The organism is Aquisalimonas sp. APHAB1-3, assembly GCF_048323695.1.
GTDB lineage: Bacteria > Pseudomonadota > Gammaproteobacteria > Nitrococcales > Aquisalimonadaceae > Aquisalimonas.
In genome coordinates this window covers 1-15,941 of the sequence record NZ_JBLWFT010000021.1, presented here as the reverse complement: position 1 = coordinate 15,941, position 15,941 = coordinate 1, and the positions used below count along the sequence as shown (strand labels likewise).

The 15,941-nt window shown below is 66.5% G+C and carries 14 protein-coding genes; 7 read left to right on the top strand and 7 right to left on the bottom strand.

Annotated elements, in window-relative coordinates:
- Positions 1 to 3: 3 nt before the first annotated feature.
- The 4 genes from ribF (at position 4) to ispH (ending at position 5,519) form a co-directional block, all read left to right on the top strand.
- Positions 4 to 960, top strand: coding sequence for a bifunctional riboflavin kinase/FAD synthetase (ribF, locus tag ACNSTU_RS17030; protein ID WP_290633871.1), 957 nt, complete (start codon positions 4 to 6; stop codon positions 958 to 960).
- Between the two features lie 74 nt (positions 961 to 1,034).
- A complete protein-coding gene (ileS, locus tag ACNSTU_RS17025) occupies positions 1,035 to 3,872 on the top strand; it encodes an isoleucine--tRNA ligase (protein WP_290633869.1) in 2,838 nt (945 codons plus the stop codon).
- Between the two features lie 2 nt (positions 3,873 to 3,874).
- Positions 3,875 to 4,351: a signal peptidase II gene (lspA, locus tag ACNSTU_RS17020; RefSeq protein ID WP_290633867.1), complete on the top strand. Its 477-nt coding sequence runs from the start codon at positions 3,875 to 3,877 to the stop codon at positions 4,349 to 4,351.
- 199 nt (positions 4,352 to 4,550) lie between these two features.
- Entirely contained in the window at positions 4,551 to 5,519 is a 969-nt protein-coding gene (ispH, locus tag ACNSTU_RS17015) for a 4-hydroxy-3-methylbut-2-enyl diphosphate reductase (RefSeq protein WP_290633533.1), read from the top strand.
- A 141-nt stretch (positions 5,520 to 5,660) separates the two neighbouring features.
- On the opposite strand, the gene ACNSTU_RS17010 is transcribed toward ispH, so the two are convergent.
- The 7 genes from ACNSTU_RS17010 to ACNSTU_RS16980 form a co-directional block, all read right to left on the bottom strand.
- Positions 5,661 to 6,212, bottom strand: coding sequence for a GspH/FimT family pseudopilin (locus ACNSTU_RS17010; RefSeq protein ID WP_290636788.1), 552 nt, complete (start codon positions 6,210 to 6,212; stop codon positions 5,661 to 5,663).
- A 100-nt stretch (positions 6,213 to 6,312) separates the two neighbouring features.
- A complete protein-coding gene (locus tag ACNSTU_RS17005) occupies positions 6,313 to 6,714 on the bottom strand; it encodes a type IV pilin protein (protein WP_290633530.1) in 402 nt (133 codons plus the stop codon).
- A 25-nt stretch (positions 6,715 to 6,739) separates the two neighbouring features.
- Positions 6,740 to 10,096: a pilus assembly protein gene (locus ACNSTU_RS17000; protein ID WP_290633528.1), complete on the bottom strand. Its 3,357-nt coding sequence runs from the start codon at positions 10,094 to 10,096 to the stop codon at positions 6,740 to 6,742.
- A 27-nt stretch (positions 10,097 to 10,123) separates the two neighbouring features.
- On the bottom strand, positions 10,124 to 10,690 hold the full coding sequence (locus ACNSTU_RS16995; protein ID WP_290633526.1) for a pilus assembly PilX family protein: 567 nt from the start codon (positions 10,688 to 10,690) through the stop codon (positions 10,124 to 10,126).
- A gap of 17 nt (positions 10,691 to 10,707) precedes the next feature.
- Positions 10,708 to 11,778, bottom strand: coding sequence for a PilW family protein (locus ACNSTU_RS16990; protein ID WP_290633524.1), 1,071 nt, complete (start codon positions 11,776 to 11,778; stop codon positions 10,708 to 10,710).
- Positions 11,775 to 12,263, bottom strand: coding sequence for a type IV pilus modification protein PilV (pilV, locus tag ACNSTU_RS16985; protein WP_290633522.1), 489 nt, complete (start codon positions 12,261 to 12,263; stop codon positions 11,775 to 11,777). The genes ACNSTU_RS16990 and pilV overlap by 4 nt, the downstream gene beginning before the upstream one ends.
- Positions 12,253 to 12,738, bottom strand: a complete 486-nt coding sequence (locus tag ACNSTU_RS16980; protein WP_290633520.1) for a GspH/FimT family pseudopilin — start codon at positions 12,736 to 12,738, stop codon at positions 12,253 to 12,255. Before ACNSTU_RS16980 ends, pilV begins: the two co-directional genes overlap by 11 nt.
- A 186-nt stretch (positions 12,739 to 12,924) precedes the next feature.
- On the opposite strand from ACNSTU_RS16980, the gene ACNSTU_RS16975 reads away from it, so the two are divergent.
- From ACNSTU_RS16975 to nadA, 3 genes are all read left to right on the top strand, one after another.
- Positions 12,925 to 13,863, top strand: a complete 939-nt coding sequence (locus ACNSTU_RS16975; RefSeq protein WP_290633518.1) for a universal stress protein — start codon at positions 12,925 to 12,927, stop codon at positions 13,861 to 13,863.
- Positions 13,864 to 14,025: 162 nt separating this feature from the next.
- Positions 14,026 to 14,667: an NUDIX hydrolase gene (locus tag ACNSTU_RS16970; protein WP_290633516.1), complete on the top strand. Its 642-nt coding sequence runs from the start codon at positions 14,026 to 14,028 to the stop codon at positions 14,665 to 14,667.
- Positions 14,668 to 14,699: 32 nt separating this feature from the next.
- A complete protein-coding gene (gene nadA, locus ACNSTU_RS16965) occupies positions 14,700 to 15,779 on the top strand; it encodes a quinolinate synthase NadA (protein WP_290633514.1) in 1,080 nt (359 codons plus the stop codon).
- Positions 15,780 to 15,941 lie beyond the last annotated feature (162 nt).

Genomic DNA, 15,941 nt, shown 5'->3' with positions numbered 1-15,941 from the left:
GGTATGGAACTGATTCGCGGACAGTACAACCTCAAGCCGCGCCACCGGGGGTGTGTGGCGACCATCGGCAATTTCGACGGCGTGCACCTGGGGCATCAGTGCATTCTCCAGCGACTGCGCGAAGCCGGGGACCGCCTGGGTCTGCCCACGCTGGCCATGAGTTTCGAGCCCCACCCGCTGGAGGTCTTCCGCCCGGAGGAGGCGCCTGCCCGGATCACGCCCCTGCGCGACAAGGCGTGCGCGCTGGAAACCGCCGGAGTGGATCGTTTTCTGTGCCTGCCGTTCCGGCCGTCCCTGTCCGGCATGGCGCCGGAGACGTTCATCGAGGATCTGCTCCTGCGGCGCCTGGGCGTGCAGTTCCTGATCGTGGGCGACGATTTCCGTTTCGGCCATCGCCGCGCCGGTGATTTCGCCACTCTGGAGGCCGCTAGCCGTGTGCACGGTTTCGAGTTGGAGCGCACGCCGACGTTCGAGATCGACGGTGCCCGCGCCAGCAGCACGCGGGTGCGCGAGGCCCTGGAGCGGGGCGATCTGGCGCTGGCGGAGCGGCTGCTGGGCCATCCGTATCAGCTCTCCGGGCGCGTGGTGAATGGAGACCGCATCGGCCGTGAGCTGGGGTTCCCCACGGCCAATATCCGGCTGCGCCGGCGCCCGACCATGGACGCCATCCTGGTGGCGGATATCGACATTGGCGACGGTGCCGGCCCGCGCCCCGGGATCGCCAGCATGGGCACCCGGCCCACGGTGAACGGCACCCGGGCGCTGCTGGAAGTCTACCTGCTTGATTTCAGCGGCGACCTCTACGGCCGGCACCTTACTGTGACCTTCCGCCACTGGTTGCGCGCCCAGGAGCGTTACGATTCCCTGGACGCCCTGCGGGCGCAGATCGGCCGGGATGTGGATGATGCCCGCGCCTGGTATGACACGCACGGCGTGCGCCGTTCTGCGACGGATACCTGAATCGTCCGCGCGCGCGATCTGATAAACTTCCCTGTTTGGCGGAATTTGCTGGATAGAGTGGAGCGAGTGGACCGGTGAGCGACTACAAACACACCCTGAACCTGCCGAAGACCGACTTCCCCATGCGCGGCAATCTGGCCAAGCGTGAGCCGGAGACGCTCCAGCGCTGGGCGGACATGGATCTCTACGGCACCATCCGCCGCGAGCGGGCAGGGCGCGAGACGTTCATCCTGCACGACGGCCCTCCGTACGCGAACGGTGACATCCACATCGGCCACGCCGTCAACAAGATCATCAAGGACATCATCGTCAAGAGCCGTACCCTGGACGGCTACGACGCGCCCTACGTGCCGGGCTGGGACTGCCATGGCCTGCCCATCGAGCTCAAGGTGGAGCAGGACGTGGGCAAGGCGGGGCAGGATGTCTCCCTGCGCGAGTTCCGCGACGCCTGCCGCGCCTTTGCCATGCGGCAGGTGGACGGGCAGCGCCGCGACTTCAAGCGCCTCGGCGTGCTCGGCGACTGGGACCGCCCCTACCTGACGATGGCGTATGGCACCGAGGCCAATATCCTGCGGGCGCTGGGCCGCATCATGGACAAAGGCCACATGGATCGCGGTTTCAAGCCCGTGCACTGGTGTGCCGACTGCGGCTCCGCCCTGGCGGAGGCTGAGGTGGAATACCACGATCACACCTCGCCGGCCATTGACGTGCGCTTCACCGTGGTGGACATCGAGGACTTCGCCGCCCGCGTCGGCATCGACGCCGGGCTGCTGGGCGGCTTGCGGGTGTCCATCCCGATCTGGACCACCACGCCCTGGACGCTGCCCGCCAACCGCGCCGTGGCACTGCACCCGGAGCTGGAATACCGGTTGGTGCTGGTCGAGCGCGAGGGCGAGCGGGAAGCGCTGCTGCTGGTGGACGGCCTCGATGAGGCCGCCCTGGGCCGGTATGGCATGACCGAAGTCGACGAGCTGGCCCGGTTGCCGGGCGCGCCGCTGGAGCGCCTGACCCTGAGTCACCCGTTCCTGGATCTGCAGGTGCCCGTGGTGCTCGGCGAGCACGTCACCACGGACGCCGGCACCGGTGCCGTCCATACCGCCCCCGGTCACGGTCAGGACGACTACGTGGTCGGCCAGGCCTATGGCCTCGACGTGGTCAACCCGGTGGGCGATGACGGCCGCTTCCTGTCCGACACCCCGCACGTGGCCGGCGAGTTTGCCTTCGATGCAAACAGCAGCCTCGTCAGCCTCCTGCAGGAGCGCGGCGCGCTGCTGGCGCACCAGCGCTACCAGCACAGCTACCCCTGCTGCTGGCGCCACAAGACACCGATCCTGTTCCGGGCAACGCCCCAGTGGTTCATCAACCTGGAGCAGGCGGGCCTGCGCACCAACGCCCTGGGCGCCATCAGCCAGGTGCGCTGGATGCCGGGCTGGGGCGAGAGCCGGATCGACGGCATGGTGCGCAACCGGCCCGACTGGTGCATCTCCCGGCAGCGCAACTGGGGTGTGCCCATCGCCCTGTTCGTGGACAAGCGCACCGGTGAACCCCATCCGGAGACGCCGCGTTTGCTGGAAGAAGTGGCGACCCGCATGGAAGCCGACGGCATCGACGCCTGGTACGACCTGGACCCGGCCGATCTGCTCGGCGCCGAGGCGGATCAGTACGAAAAGGTCCGCGACATCCTCGACGTCTGGTTCGACTCCGGCGTGACCCACGCCACGGTGCTGGAGTCGGACGAGCGCCTGCGCGTGCCGGCGGATCTGTATCTGGAAGGCTCGGACCAGCACCGCGGCTGGTTCCAGTCGTCCCTGCTCACCTCCGTGGCCATGCGCGGCCACGCGCCCTACCGCAGCGTGCTGACCCACGGCTTCACCGTGGACGCCGACGGCCGCAAGATGTCCAAGTCCCTGGGGAACGTGATCGCGCCGCAGGAAGTCATGAACAAGCTTGGCGCTGACGTGCTGCGCCTGTGGGTGTCCTCGTCCGACTATAGCGGCGAGCTGGCCGTCTCCGACGACATCCTCAAACGCACCGCCGATGCCTACCGCCGCATCCGCAACACCGCGCGCTTCCTGCTCGGCAACCTGGCGGGGTTCGACCCCGCGACGGACATGGTCAGCCCGGAGCGCATGCTGCCCTTCGACCGCTGGGCGGTGGACCGTGCCCTGCAGGCGCAGGATGACATCGTGCGCTGCTATGACCAGTACGAGTTCCACCGTATCTATCACCGCATCCACAACTTCTGTGCGGTGGACATGGGCAGCCTGTACCTTGATGTGACCAAGGACCGGCAGTACACCACGCCGGCGGACAGCCTGGCGCGGCGCTCCTGCCAGACCGCCATGTACCACATCGCCGAAGCGCTGGTGCGGTGGATCACGCCGGTCCTGAGCTTCACCGCCGACGAGATCTGGCAGCACCTGCCGGGTGAGCGCGGCGCCACGGTCTTCACCGCCGAGTGGTATCAGGGCCTGTTCGGGCTGAGCGGCGAGGACGGGTTCGACCGCGCGTTCTGGAGCGGCGTCACCGAGGTCCGCGAGGCGGTGGCCCGGGAGCTGGAAGCCCTGCGCGCGGACAATCACATCGGCGCCTCGCTGGATGCCGAAGTGGATGTCTACTGCGAACCCGAGCTGCTGGCGCGGCTGCAGCGCCTGGGTGACGAGCTGCGCTTTCTGCTCATCACCTCCGAGGCCCGTTTGCATGCCGCGGCGGACATGCCCGGCAAGGCCGCGCGCGCCGAGCTGGAGCAGGGTGGCACCCTGGGCATCGTCGCGGTGCGCTCCGGTCACGAGAAGTGCGCGCGCTGCTGGCATCGCCGCCACGACGTTGGTGCCTACGCCGCCCACCCGGAGCTGTGCGGGCGCTGCGTGGCCAACGTCGATGCCGACGGCGAAACCCGTAACGTGGCCTGAGCATGCGCTGGCCCGTCTCCCTGTGGCTGACGGTTGCCGCCTCGGTGGTGGTGCTCGATCAGATCACCAAGCTGCTGGCGGACGCCTGGCTCGCGTACCTGCAGCCGGTCCCGCTGCTGCCCGTGCTCAATCTCACCCTCAGCTATAACCCGGGGGCGGCGTTCAGCCTGCTGGGTGATGCCGGTGGCTGGCAGCGGTGGCTGTTCACGGGCTTCGCCCTGCTGGTGAGTGTGGCGTTGGTGATCTGGCTGCGTCGGCTGCCGCCGTGGGAGCGTTGGCAGACCTGGGGGCTGGCACTGATACTGGGCGGCGCCGTGGGCAACGTGATCGATCGCATCGCCTACGGCCATGTGATCGATTTCATCCACGTCTACTGGCGTGACTGGCACTACCCGATCTTCAACGTGGCCGACTCCGCCATCACGGTCGGCGTGGTGATGGTCCTGATCCACGCCTTCTTCCTGGAAGACCGGAAGTAGCCGTAGGGTAGGGTGGACCTTCAGGTCCACCATCGTCGTGTGTGCGGTCACGGTGGACCTTCAGGTCCACCCTACGGGGCCTGCGGGGCTTGCGCATGCGCCAACGGCCGGCCGCTCGCACGCCCCGGAATTCCCTTTTGTCCCGATCCGCCGCACCCACTACAATGGCGGCTCGAAGCGCTTTTCTGGAATGACTGCCATGCCCCGTATCCTGCTCGCTAACCCCCGCGGCTTCTGTGCCGGTGTCGACCGCGCCATCATCATCGTCGAGCGGGCGCTGGAGAACTTCGGCGCGCCCATCTACGTGCGTCACGAAGTGGTGCACAACAAGCGTGTGGTGGACGGCCTGCGGGACAAGGGTGCGGTGTTTGTGGACGAGGTCCATGAGATCCCGGACGGTGCCACGGTGATTTTCAGCGCCCATGGCGTCTCTCAGGCCGTGCGGAACGAAGCGGCCGAGCGCGGCCTGCGCGTGTTCGATGCCACGTGCCCGCTGGTGACGAAGGTCCACCTGGAAGTCGAAAAGCACGCCCGAGAGGGCCGCGAAGTGGTGCTTATCGGCCACGACGGTCACCCCGAGGTGGAAGGCACCATGGGGCAGTATGTCGGTGACCGTTCCGACGAGGGCGGCATCTACCTGGTGGAGAACACCGCGGATGTGGCCACCCTGGAGGTGAAAAACTCCGCCGATCTCGCCTTCGTCAGTCAGACCACGCTGTCCACCGACGATACGGCGCAGATCATCGAAGCGCTGCAGGCGCGATTCCCCGCGATCCAGGGCCCCCGCAAGGACGATATCTGCTATGCCACCCAGAATCGCCAGGACGCCGTGAAGGAGCTCGCGCAGCAATCCGACATGCTCATCGTCGTCGGCGCCCGCAACTCATCCAACTCCACCCGCCTGCGGGAGCTGGGCGAGCGCATGGGCATCCCCGCCTACCAGATCGACTCGGCCGAGGATCTGCGTGAAGAGTGGGTCCGTGGTCATGAGCACATTGGCCTGACGGCAGGGGCGTCGGCGCCCGAAGAACTGGTCACCGAAGTGCTGGACCGCCTCCAGGAATGGGGTGTGGAAAAACCCCGGGAACTCGCCGGCCGCGAAGAGCAGGTCGTCTTTTCCCTGCCACGTGATCTCGTCCGCGCAGGCAAGGAACGCGCCGCTACGTAGCCAACCCGAATCCCGATGCCCCGTAGGGTGGACCTTCAGGTCCACCATCTCAGCCCCCGGGCCAAGCCGCCAGCCGTAGGGTGGACCTTCAGGTCCACCATCTCAGCCCCCGGACCAAGCCGCTAGCCGTAGGACGCCCCGTCAGCACGCGTTGTTCTCCCCGTCCCGAGCCACCCGCACACGCCCTGATGGTGCCAGGACCATGCCACGGAGGACCTCATGGTCCGGACTGCACGCCGTGAACGTGCCGTTGGACAGCGGGGCGTGCCCTTCCGGCGAGAAGCGGACCTGCTCACTGACGAAGTGATTGGCCGTCAGGTAGACGCCACCCTGCATCCCCTTACTCACCGACAGCACGCGGCCGCCGTGATCGCACAGACCCGATGCCTGGACGGTGCAGGCGCTCGTGCCTCCTCGCGCTTCGAAGACGATCCAGCCATCGCTCCAGCTTGAGCCGGTGCCGCACCGGAGCCCATCCGCACTGCGGCACACCGTGACCGGCGTGCGTTCGCGCACCGCCAGCTCGCGGGCCTGGTGCAGGTTGCTGCGCAGATCGTTGAGCGCCGTCCAGCTGCGCTGGCGTTCCAGCAGGTCCTGGAAAGAGGGGATGGCGACGCCGAAAAGTATGGCGGCCACCGAAAGGGCCACCAGGAGCTCCACCAGTGTGAAGCCCCGCTGACAATGCCGTTCCATGGCAAGTCTCCCTGATTGTCTGGCGAGTCGTTTCGCGATGCGTCCCGTGATTCGGGAGGCCCGTGATACTAGCTGCTCCGCGCAACGGGCTCAATCGGCGCTACCAGCAGCGGTCCACGTCGCCGTCCGCACCGTGGCTGCCTGCCTGGTCGAGGGTGAGAGTGCCGCAGTCGTCATCGGACTGCGCACCCTGGGGGACTGCCTGCAGGGTGAACGTGGTGGCTGACACATTCGTTGCCTGGAGCGCGTAGAAGCCTTCGTCCGACTCGTCGAGATCCACACACAGGTCGCCATCGTCGTCCGTATAGGATTGCTGGACGGTATTGCATCGCTCCAGCCGTTGCGCTTCCTGCATCAGTGCACTGTGGCCGTCAGTGCGACGGGTCTTGTCCACGTGGCTCTGGTATGCCGGATAGCCGATGGAGGCCAGGATGCCGATGATCACCACCACGATCATGAGTTCGATCAGGGTGATGCCGGTCTGGCGGCGTGCATTGGTCATGGTGTGTTCCTTTCCCGTTTCATCGTCAGCGTTCCCGCCAGGACTGCCGGCCCAGTACGCCCGGGTCGACACTCAGGTCGCGGGTCAGCGTGTCTTCTTCCACGTCGTAGACCATCTCGCCCGTTTCATCGTCGACGACCAGGGTGACCCCCTCGGACATGGGCGCACCGCCGCCCAGACTGAAGCCGGCGCCGTCGAAGTCCATGGTGCCGTCGCCGCTGAGGTCGAAGATGGGGCGATCCACCTGCGAGCCGGTCAGGGCGTCGAACTCCATCAGCCAGTTGGTGCCACCGCCGACGCAGGGGTCGTCGGAGGGGGTGAAGGTGGTGAACGTGACGCGCCCGGCGGCGAGCTGCGGTGCCGCGATGACCCGCTCGCCCGGCTCACCGGCGTCGAGATCGATGAACCAGCCACCCTCCGGATTGCTGTCGTCAAAGGTGTTCTGCGACGACTCGCGGGTGAGAAAACCGTCCTGCTCGCCGGTGTCCGTAAACTCCTGCCCCAGCAGGTTGTCTTCCCGGTTCAGGTTGGCGACCTCGCCGTCGTCGAGAACGCCGTAGAAGGTCTGCACCTGCTCGTCGGCGTCCACACGGTTGTCACCGGCTTCGAGGAACTGCCCCGTGCCGAAGAACACCATGACCGTGCCCGGGTCCGGGTGGCCGCTGACTTCCGGGCGGGCTGTGATCGGCTGCGGTGTGCCGCCCTCGTCCGTGGCCTGGAAGAGCACGGCATCGCCGGGGCTGTCAGGGTCGCTCACGTCGATGCGGTGCATGTTGCCGTGCAGGTCGCCGGCGTAGAGGCGGTCGGTGTTGCGGTCGCCGGTGATATCTGTCGGGAAGACATCGGCGAGGCCGTTCGGGGCGTCTTCGTCGCCCGCCGCCAGCTCCACGTGTGCGCTGATGTCGCCGTCCCACAAATCGAGCATGAACAGGGAGGCGTCGAGCCCGTCGCTGTTGTAGCCGTTGCCGAATACGGCGACCCATTCGCCGTTGTTGAGGCGGGCGATGGTGGGCCGGCCTTCGGTATAGCCCAGTTCATCGTGGCTGAACTCCCAGAGCACATCGGGGTCCGTGGGGTCGGTAACGTCCAGCGCGAAGATGCCGCGGCCGCCCAGGCCGGTGGACCCCACCAGTACCGTTGCCCACTCCGACCGGGCGTCGTTGTAGGCGTCGAGCACCGTGACGCTGCCGTCCACGAAGAACTCGTGGCTATTCAGGTAGTCGGGGTCGGGGAGCTGGTCGAGCTTGTTGAATACGGCGGCCGGCATGTAGGCGAACAGCTCGGTGCCGTTCTCGGCGTCGAAGGCGTGCAGCATGCCGTCGTTGGCGCCCACGTAGACCACGTCCCGGTCCTTGTCGTCGACGAAGGCGTTGTATGTGTCGCCGCCCGCGTCGGCGGGCAGCGTGTTGAACTGGAAGTTCTCCTGTCCGGCGACGACGGGCTGGCTGTTGACGATGTCACCAAGCGGATTGCCCTCGCGGTCGCGAAACCCTGGTTCGTTGTCCAGGGACAGGTCGCCGCGGACCCAGTCCCAGCGGTCCATGTCGCCGTCGAAGTGCGCGAGCAGGTCGCCCGGTATGTCGCCGCGGCCGCTGATCCACACGCCGCTGTCGTCGTGCCAGGTGAGGATGTTGCGCTGTTCGTGGCCCGGAATGCCGTCGGAGGCCTGCCATTTGGGCCCTTCGTCCACTTCGGCGTCATCGCTGACGTCGAACGCCAGCAGGTCGCCGGTCCAGGTGGCGCTGTCGAAGCGGGCCTGATAGACAATGGCGCCATCCTGCACGGCGGTGGTGTTGCTGGAGACGCCACCGGCGGAGCGGCTGGCTTCGGCGGCGACGGCTTGCAGCAGTCCGCCCAGTTCCTCGGAGAAGGTCTCGGCGTCCTGGGCGCTGAAGAAGCCGCCCCGCGTCGCCACGCTGGCGTGCAGCAGGTCGTCGATCTTGGCGGGGTCGCTGCTGCTGACGCCGTCACGCAGGGGGTCCGGCCAGTCGTAATTCCAGTCGCCGTCTTCCACGGCGTCGAACGCGGCGGCCGGCGGAATTTCCCCTTCCACACCCAGGCCTACGCCCATGGTCACCAGGTGTTGCCAGAACGCCGGGTTGCCCGGCGTGGTCGGCACGCGGTTGGCCAGGTCCGTCTGCAGGTCGCGCTTCCAGAAGTACATCGCCACGTCGGCGAGGGTATTGCTGTAGTCGCTGTCAAACGGCGGCTCGGGCACGTACTGGTAGGAGCGGTCGCCGGGGCCGGTGATCTCCGGCCCTTCGCTGCCGGTGACGTTCTGGTTCGAGAGTTCGTTGTAGTTGGGGTCGTTCCAGTAGCCGTCGGTCATCAGCACGTGGTAGTTGCGCCGGCACTCCAGCACCCGCCCGTTGTCGTCGCGGTAGACGTCCAGATTGGTCTCGAACTCCCGGCCGACGTCCCAGGCGGCCTGGCGCAGCGGTGTGCCCTCGGTGTCGATGGGCTCTTCGTAGAGGTCGTCAATGAAGTTGGTACGCCCCTCGTCATCGAACGGGATCAACGGGCCCACCGGGTGGTTGATGGTGCCGAAACCGACCCGCACCGCGTCGTCCAGCGGGAAGAACGCCCGTGCGATGCCGGCACGGGCCGCAAAGATTCGGTTGCGGTGGTAGGTGTACCAGTTGGAGAAGTTCTGGATCTCCTGGTCGTAGCTGCAGCTGCCACCGGTGCAGTCGGAGCGCTGCTCGCGCCCATGCCCCTCGAAGGGCCCTTCCCCGGAGCGGATCTCCACGCGCTCGTAGTTGGCTTCGTCGCGCCTGGCCTGCTCGTCATCCGGGCCTTCGTAGTGGTAGTAGACGGCCGGGAAAAAGGATTTGTCGCCGGCGGAGTGCGAGCCGTCGTCGTTGACCCAGTGGGCGAACTCGTTGTTGTCCCGGGTGAGGTCGCGGGTGCCGAAGCCGGTGTCGGTGGGGTGGTTGCGCGCCTGGGCCGGGTCGAACTCCGGGTTGTTCTCCCCGGTCTCGCGGTCGATCCACGGTTCGTAGGTCACCGACGGATCGTAGTAGTTGGTGTTGTTCTCCACGGAGCGGTAGTAGGCGGCGGTGTTGCCCGTAAACCGTGCTGTCCGCCGGTTGTTGTAGTCGCGGGCGCCGAACAGCCCGGCCTGCCGCGGGAATGTCCACATCACGTAGTCGTTGTTGATGTTGCCGCCGAACCGGTTGGTGATCCCGTCCGGCATGGTCTCCCACTGCATGGAGCCGGAATCGTCCAGGGTGAACATGATGTTCGGCTGCACCGCGTCGCTGAGGAACAGCGGTGCGTTTGCCAGGTTCATCTGCGCCTGCGCCGACGACAGCATTGTGCCGGCCGCCAGCGCGGTGCTGACCAGAGTTACCGCGAGACGGTCCATCCGCTGGTGTTTCATGACTTGCTCCTGCTCTCCGCGGCCCGGCTACTCCGGCCGGTACTGTGATTCCAGATAGACGGCGGGGTCGTTGGACGTCGATCCGCCCCATGCCCTGACCATGATGCGGAAGAGCTGGTCGGAGCCCACGTCGGGCTCCCGGTCCGCGCCGAGCGAGCCCATTTCCTGGTCGAGACTGAACGGGCGTTGTTCGACGACAAACTCCGGCTCGCGGCTCACGCCATCGGGCGAGTGATCTGCCGCGGTCCATGAGGCCAGGTCGCTGCCGTCCACATCTGATGGGTGCGTCGGCCGGTCATCGTCGCTGTAGTGGAAGGTGAACGGGGTCGAGTGGGGGCCGTCGAACTGGATAGGGCCGTCCAGGCTGTCGAGCCAGCGTTCGGCATCCCGCAGGCCGGACTCACCCGCCTCGAAGGCGAGGCTGCGGTCGCGCATGTTGCCGGCCATGCGCTCCTCGAGGGTTGTGCCACGCATAGCAAAGACGCCGATCAGCGTCATGACCACCAGCAGAATCAGCGATACGATCAGGGCGGCGCCGCGCTGGCGTGCCCCTTGCGGGCTGGAGCAGATCAGGCGTGGTCGGGCTTGTGACATGGCGCTCTCCATCGGCCTCATGGCATGCGGTTGCGCAGAGCGATCGTGGTTGCCGCCTGCTGGTAGATGCGGCGGTCGTCGGTGAACGTGAGCGTGCCCTGGCCGAGCAGGTCGAACGAGGTGGTGTGCGCCTCGCTGAGGACTTCGTCACTGCGCAGGAGCAGGGCGAGCCGGACGCTGACCACGTCTTCCCAGTCGGTGTCGCTGAGATCGTCGGCGGTGACGTACTGATCCACCTGCCGGTCCTCGTCGGTGTCCTGACCGTAGGCAAGCCGCATGGCCTCGACATTGTCCACCAGCTCCACCACGTCCGGCTGACCGGCGGAACGCATGTCCTCGCGGCGGTACAGCGCCCGGTTGCCGCTGGGGTTCTTGGCGATGTAGTAGGTGTAGGAATAGAAGCGCATCACCTGTGCGCCGTCGTTGTAATTCTGTTCGCTGTCGTCCCACTGGTGGGGGCTGTTGCCGCCGCCGGTCTGACCGCCCCCCGCGGAGTGGGCAATGTTGAGGGTGCTGTCGCTGTCGTCGATGTCGTTGGTGATCTCGAACACGTGCGCCGTGCGGCAGTCGGTCACCATGGCGAAGTCGTTCTGGCGCAGCCCGATGGTGTTGCTGTCGATGTCGAATTCGGCGCTGCCACCGAAGCTGTCTTCTTCCGCCGAGACCTCGCCGCCGCTGCTGAAGGTGACGCGCACGGCCGGCTGGCCGTCAATCAGGTTGCCCGGTTCGCCGTTGATCCAGAAGTCGCTGCCGGCGCTGGCTGCTTCAGCCACGCCGATCACGTGCCGTCCGGAGAGGATGTAGTCCTCGTCGGCGTGGTTGGCCATGACGGTCACATCCGGCGGCGACGTGCGCGCGCAGCCGTTGTGACCCGCCATGCGGATGTCGCGGGAGAGCGTGTCGATGGCAAAGCGTGCGTTCTCCTGCACCCGCGACAGGCCCTCCTGGGTGCGGCTGGTCGCCGAGGTGCCCAGGTAGATCTGGACCACCCCGAACAGCAGAATCAGGGCGACGACCATGGCCACCATGAGCTCCACCAGGGACAGGCCCTGCTGTCGGCGCGGTGTGTGCATGCCGTCCTTGCTCATAGGCGGGACTCCGTTGTGAAGCGGGTCACCCGCTGGTCGTCATCCTCGTCCATACGCTCGTCTACCCAGCGCACGGTGACCGAGGCGTAACCGTTGCCATCCACATTCACCGCCGCGCCGCAGGCCTCGCCGTTACAGTCCTCCCCCAGCACGCCGGGCAGGGCCGTCTCCAGCTGCTGCAGCCACCCGCGGACGTCTGCGGCAGCCAGGGAGCCGCCGGAGAAGTCGTCACTGCGCTGCCCGGGATCGACGTCGTAGTTACCGCTTCTGGCACTGTCGGGGTTGGCGCGCATGCGGTCGAGAATGTCCGAGGCGAGAAAGGTCGCCTGGGAAACCTGGGCCGCGGACTGGTTGCTCTGCAGGCTCGTGGTCTGCAGACCGGCCAGGCCGAGCAGGCCAATGGAGAGAATCAGAACGGCGATCAGGACTTCCAGCAGGCTGTAGCCGCCTTGTGCCCGGCCACGGAGGCGTCGGTCAGTCATCATTGCAGGCGCTCCTTGTGGTGCTCACGCTGCCGCCCGGGGTGATCGTGATTTCCCGGCGCATGTCGCCCATGCAGTCGTCCGCCGGTTCCAGTCCGATGGTGACGGTGCTGCTGGCGGCGCCGCGGGTGCCGTCACCGCGAAAGGTGATGTTCGCAGGCGGTGTGCCGCCGTCGCCGTCGTCCAGTTCGAGTCCGGTGCCGAATGTTTCGAATACGCGCAGGGCATCGCTATCGCGAACGATCCGGAAGCCGTCGTCCCAGTCGCCGTCGATGGCCTCGAGCACCGTTGACTGGTTGCTGCGCACCGCCTCGCTGCGCGCCGTTGCCAGCCCAGTGACCAGTTCATTGGTCTGGGTGGACATGTGGTTGCTCTGCATCAGGTACTGAAAGCCCGGTATGCCCAAAGTCAGCAGTACGCCCATGACGGCGACGGTGACCATCAGTTCGATCAGCGTGAATCCCTTCTCCTTATGCATGGCTATTACCTATATCCGGTCTTGGCGGGCATGCCTACCCGGCCGGCGACGGGCTGCCGGTCACGGCAGATGAATGGTTGTCGCGCTGGCTCACGGGAGAATCAGCACCATACTTAATCTGCATCAATTCGTGTCGGTGAGAGGCTGTTCACACTACGGCGTATTCACTGAGGAGGAGGAGAAATAATGACTCAATCGATCAAGACAATACTTGTGCCCGTTGACGGTTCCCGTCACGCGGCGGCGGGCGCACGGTATGCCGACCGGCTGGCACGCGCCCTCGGCGCCAGTGTGGAACTGTTGCACGCGTTTCCGGAATCGCCCCGTGCGCTCATGGAACGCCTGGGGAATACGGTGGAGCAGGCCGTGGTCTCGCACATGACCGAGAACGCCTTTGAATCCATTCGTGCGGAAAGCGCCTCCCGGGCGTTCGCCCAGGCCCGAAGCCTGTTGCCCGAGGACGCCGTGGCGATGACCGAGCGGACCCTGGGGGGTGATCCCGCGAATGCCGTGACTGAGCATGCGCGGGCCAGTGACGCCCCGATGATCATCATGGGGCGCCGCGGGCTTGGCCGGGTGCGGGAGTTCCTGCTCGGCAGCGTCAGCGAGGGGGTGTTGTACAACGCCACCTGCCCGGTGACGGTGGTGAGTGACGATGATGACCTCGCCGGCCGCGTGCTCGTGGTGCCGGTGGACGGGTCGGAACCCTCGATGACGGCGGTGCAGCATGCCGCCATGCTGGCAGGAAGCACGGGGGCCGCCGTCCACCTTTTGCACGTTTTCCCGAACTCACCCCGGGAGATTCCCGGTGTGGGCGGAAGCATGGCCGAGATGGCGGGCGTTGGTCCGTTCGCCGAGCACAGCTTCAGCAAGCTGGCGGACGAATCCGCGGCAAAGGCGTTCGCGCAGGCGCGCGAGCGGATCGGCACCGCCGGCATCGAAGTTGTCGATGTCCGTCGCGGCGGGGACCCGGCGACGGCGATCAATGCCTACAGCCGCGAAGTGGGCGAGGGCGAAGTCATCATTGGTGCCCGCGGCCTTAGCCGCATCGAGAACTTCCTCATGGGTAGCGTCAGCCGGCGCGTCGTCCACGGGGCGCATTGCCCGGTGACCGTCGTTCATTGAACCCTCTGTCGTCCGCGGCGGTCGCCGTAGGCCGCCGCGGACCCCTTCCTTACGCCGCGAGTCCCTGAGCCGGATTCAATGCCTGATTGACATAGTGTAGAAAAGACACTAACTTCGTCCGACGGTGTAACACTGGAGTCATCAGTGGTGGCGGACGGAGCGATGACAGGCCTGGCAACGGACGTGGTGGTATTCACTATCCGCGATCAATGCCTGCGCGTCCTCCTCGTGCGCCGTAGCGGCGAGCCGTTCGCCGGTCACTGGGCGCTGCCGGGTGGCATGGTGCCCGCCGATGAGGCGCTGGATGACTGTGCCAGCCGGATGCTCGGTGAAAAGACCGGCGTACGCGGTGTGTACCTGGAGCAGCTGTACAGCTTCGGCGAACCCGGCCGGGATCCGCGCGGACGGGTGGTGTCCGTCGCCTACTATGCACTGGTGCCGCCAGAGCGGCTCGCGCGGTTCGCCGACGGTGACGACCAGCTGGCATGGATGCCCACCGAGGCGCTGCCCGAGCTGGCGTTTGATCACCGGCACATCGTCGAGCTGGCCCACCGCCGGCTGGCGGCGAAACTGGATTACTCCAACATCGCCCTGCAGTTCATGGGCGAGCGTTTCACCTTGAGCGAGCTCCAGTCGGTTTACGAGACCATCCTCGGCGAACCGCTGGACAAGCGGAACTTTCGTAAACGGGTCAGGAATCTGCCGTGTATCGAGGATACCGGTGAGTGGTTCCGCGCCGGCAAGCACCGGCCTGCGCGTCTGTTCCGCGTCACCCGGTCCGACCGGGTGGAAATCATCAAGTAGACAGCGGCCCCCGCGGGTCGGAGGTTGATGGCATGAGCAAGCTACAGTCGGTTCAGGCGGAAGCACCGGTCCGGTTTTTCCGGGAGCAGCCGTTTACGGCCAGTGAGCAGCTGGACACCGGCGAGCGCGAACGGCTGATGAGCCGCATTCGCGAACAGCTGCGCGCTCAGGACGCGGTGCTGGTGGCGCACTACTACACGGCACCGGACCTGCAGATCCTGGCGGACGAGACCGGCGGCATCGTCTCCGATTCCCTGGAGATGGCCCGATTCGGCTACGAGCATCCCGGGCGGACTGTCGTCGTGGCCGGTGTGCGTTTCATGGGTGAGACCGCCAAGATCCTCAGCCCCGAAAAACGGGTGCTGATGCCGGATCTCGAGGCGACCTGCTCGCTGGATCTGGGCTGCCCGCCGGATGAGTTCGCCGCGTTCTGTGACGAGCATCCCGATCGCACTGTGGTGGTTTACGCCAACACCAGCGCGGCGGTGAAGGCGCGGGCGGACTGGGTGGTTACCTCCAGCATCGCCGTGGACGTCATCCGTCATCTCCACGAGCGGGGCGAGAAGATCCTTTGGGCGCCGGACAAGCACCTGGGCGCCTATGTGCAGCAGCAGACCGGCGCGGACATGGTCTTCTGGGACGGTGCCTGCATCGTGCACGAGGAGTTCAAGGCCATCGAGCTGGACAAGGTGCGTGCGGAGTATCCCGACGCCCGGATTCTCGTCCATCCCGAGTCGCCGGCGGGGGTGGTCGCGCAGGCCGATGTGGTGGGGTCCACCTCCCAGCTGCTCAAGGCCGTGCAGACCATGGACGCACAGACCTTCGTGGTGGCCACCGACGCGGGGATCTTTCACAAGATGCGGGAGGCGGCCCCCGGCAAGACGCTGCTGGAGGCGCCCACGGCCGGGCGCAGTGCCACCTGCAACAGTTGCGCGCACTGCCCCTGGATGGCCATGAACGGGTTGCGCAGCCTGGCCAGCACCCTGGAGACGGGCGCCAACGAGATCCATGTGGATCCGGGCGTGGCGGAGCAGGCGCTGGTCTCGCTCGGGCGCATGCTCGAGTTCGGGCGCAGCCGCCGCCAGGTGGTGGAGGGGGCGGGCGACGCCTGAACGGCCGGGCGGGATTTTCCCGAAGCGGTGGTGGACCTGAAGGTCCACCCTTGTATCTTATCGGTTGTGTGGAAGAGGACGACCACACAAGGGCCGGGTGAGCTCGAGTCCACCCGAAGAGCGTTGACTCTGTGACGTAGATTCAGCCCCCGGCCCTCTCTT

What these genes read in the sequence shown, in the direction of transcription:
- ribF (WP_290633871.1), top strand. Translation starts at nt 4, where the DNA reads ATGGAACTGATTCGCGGACAGTACAACCTCAAGCCGCGCCACCGGGGG.
- lspA (WP_290633867.1), top strand. Translation starts at nt 3,875, where the DNA reads ATGCGCTGGCCCGTCTCCCTGTGGCTGACGGTTGCCGCCTCGGTGGTG.
- ispH (WP_290633533.1), top strand. Translation starts at nt 4,551, where the DNA reads ATGCCCCGTATCCTGCTCGCTAACCCCCGCGGCTTCTGTGCCGGTGTC.
- ACNSTU_RS17010 (WP_290636788.1), bottom strand. Translation starts at nt 6,212, where the DNA reads ATGGAACGGCATTGTCAGCGGGGCTTCACACTGGTGGAGCTCCTGGTG.
- ACNSTU_RS17005 (WP_290633530.1), bottom strand. Translation starts at nt 6,714, where the DNA reads ATGACCAATGCACGCCGCCAGACCGGCATCACCCTGATCGAACTCATG.
- ACNSTU_RS17000 (WP_290633528.1), bottom strand. Translation starts at nt 10,096, where the DNA reads ATGAAACACCAGCGGATGGACCGTCTCGCGGTAACTCTGGTCAGCACC.
- ACNSTU_RS16995 (WP_290633526.1), bottom strand. Translation starts at nt 10,690, where the DNA reads ATGTCACAAGCCCGACCACGCCTGATCTGCTCCAGCCCGCAAGGGGCA.
- ACNSTU_RS16990 (WP_290633524.1), bottom strand. Translation starts at nt 11,778, where the DNA reads ATGAGCAAGGACGGCATGCACACACCGCGCCGACAGCAGGGCCTGTCC.
- pilV (WP_290633522.1), bottom strand. Translation starts at nt 12,263, where the DNA reads ATGATGACTGACCGACGCCTCCGTGGCCGGGCACAAGGCGGCTACAGC.
- ACNSTU_RS16980 (WP_290633520.1), bottom strand. Translation starts at nt 12,738, where the DNA reads ATGCATAAGGAGAAGGGATTCACGCTGATCGAACTGATGGTCACCGTC.
- ACNSTU_RS16975 (WP_290633518.1), top strand. Translation starts at nt 12,925, where the DNA reads ATGACTCAATCGATCAAGACAATACTTGTGCCCGTTGACGGTTCCCGT.
- ACNSTU_RS16970 (WP_290633516.1), top strand. Translation starts at nt 14,026, where the DNA reads ATGACAGGCCTGGCAACGGACGTGGTGGTATTCACTATCCGCGATCAA.
- nadA (WP_290633514.1), top strand. Translation starts at nt 14,700, where the DNA reads ATGAGCAAGCTACAGTCGGTTCAGGCGGAAGCACCGGTCCGGTTTTTC.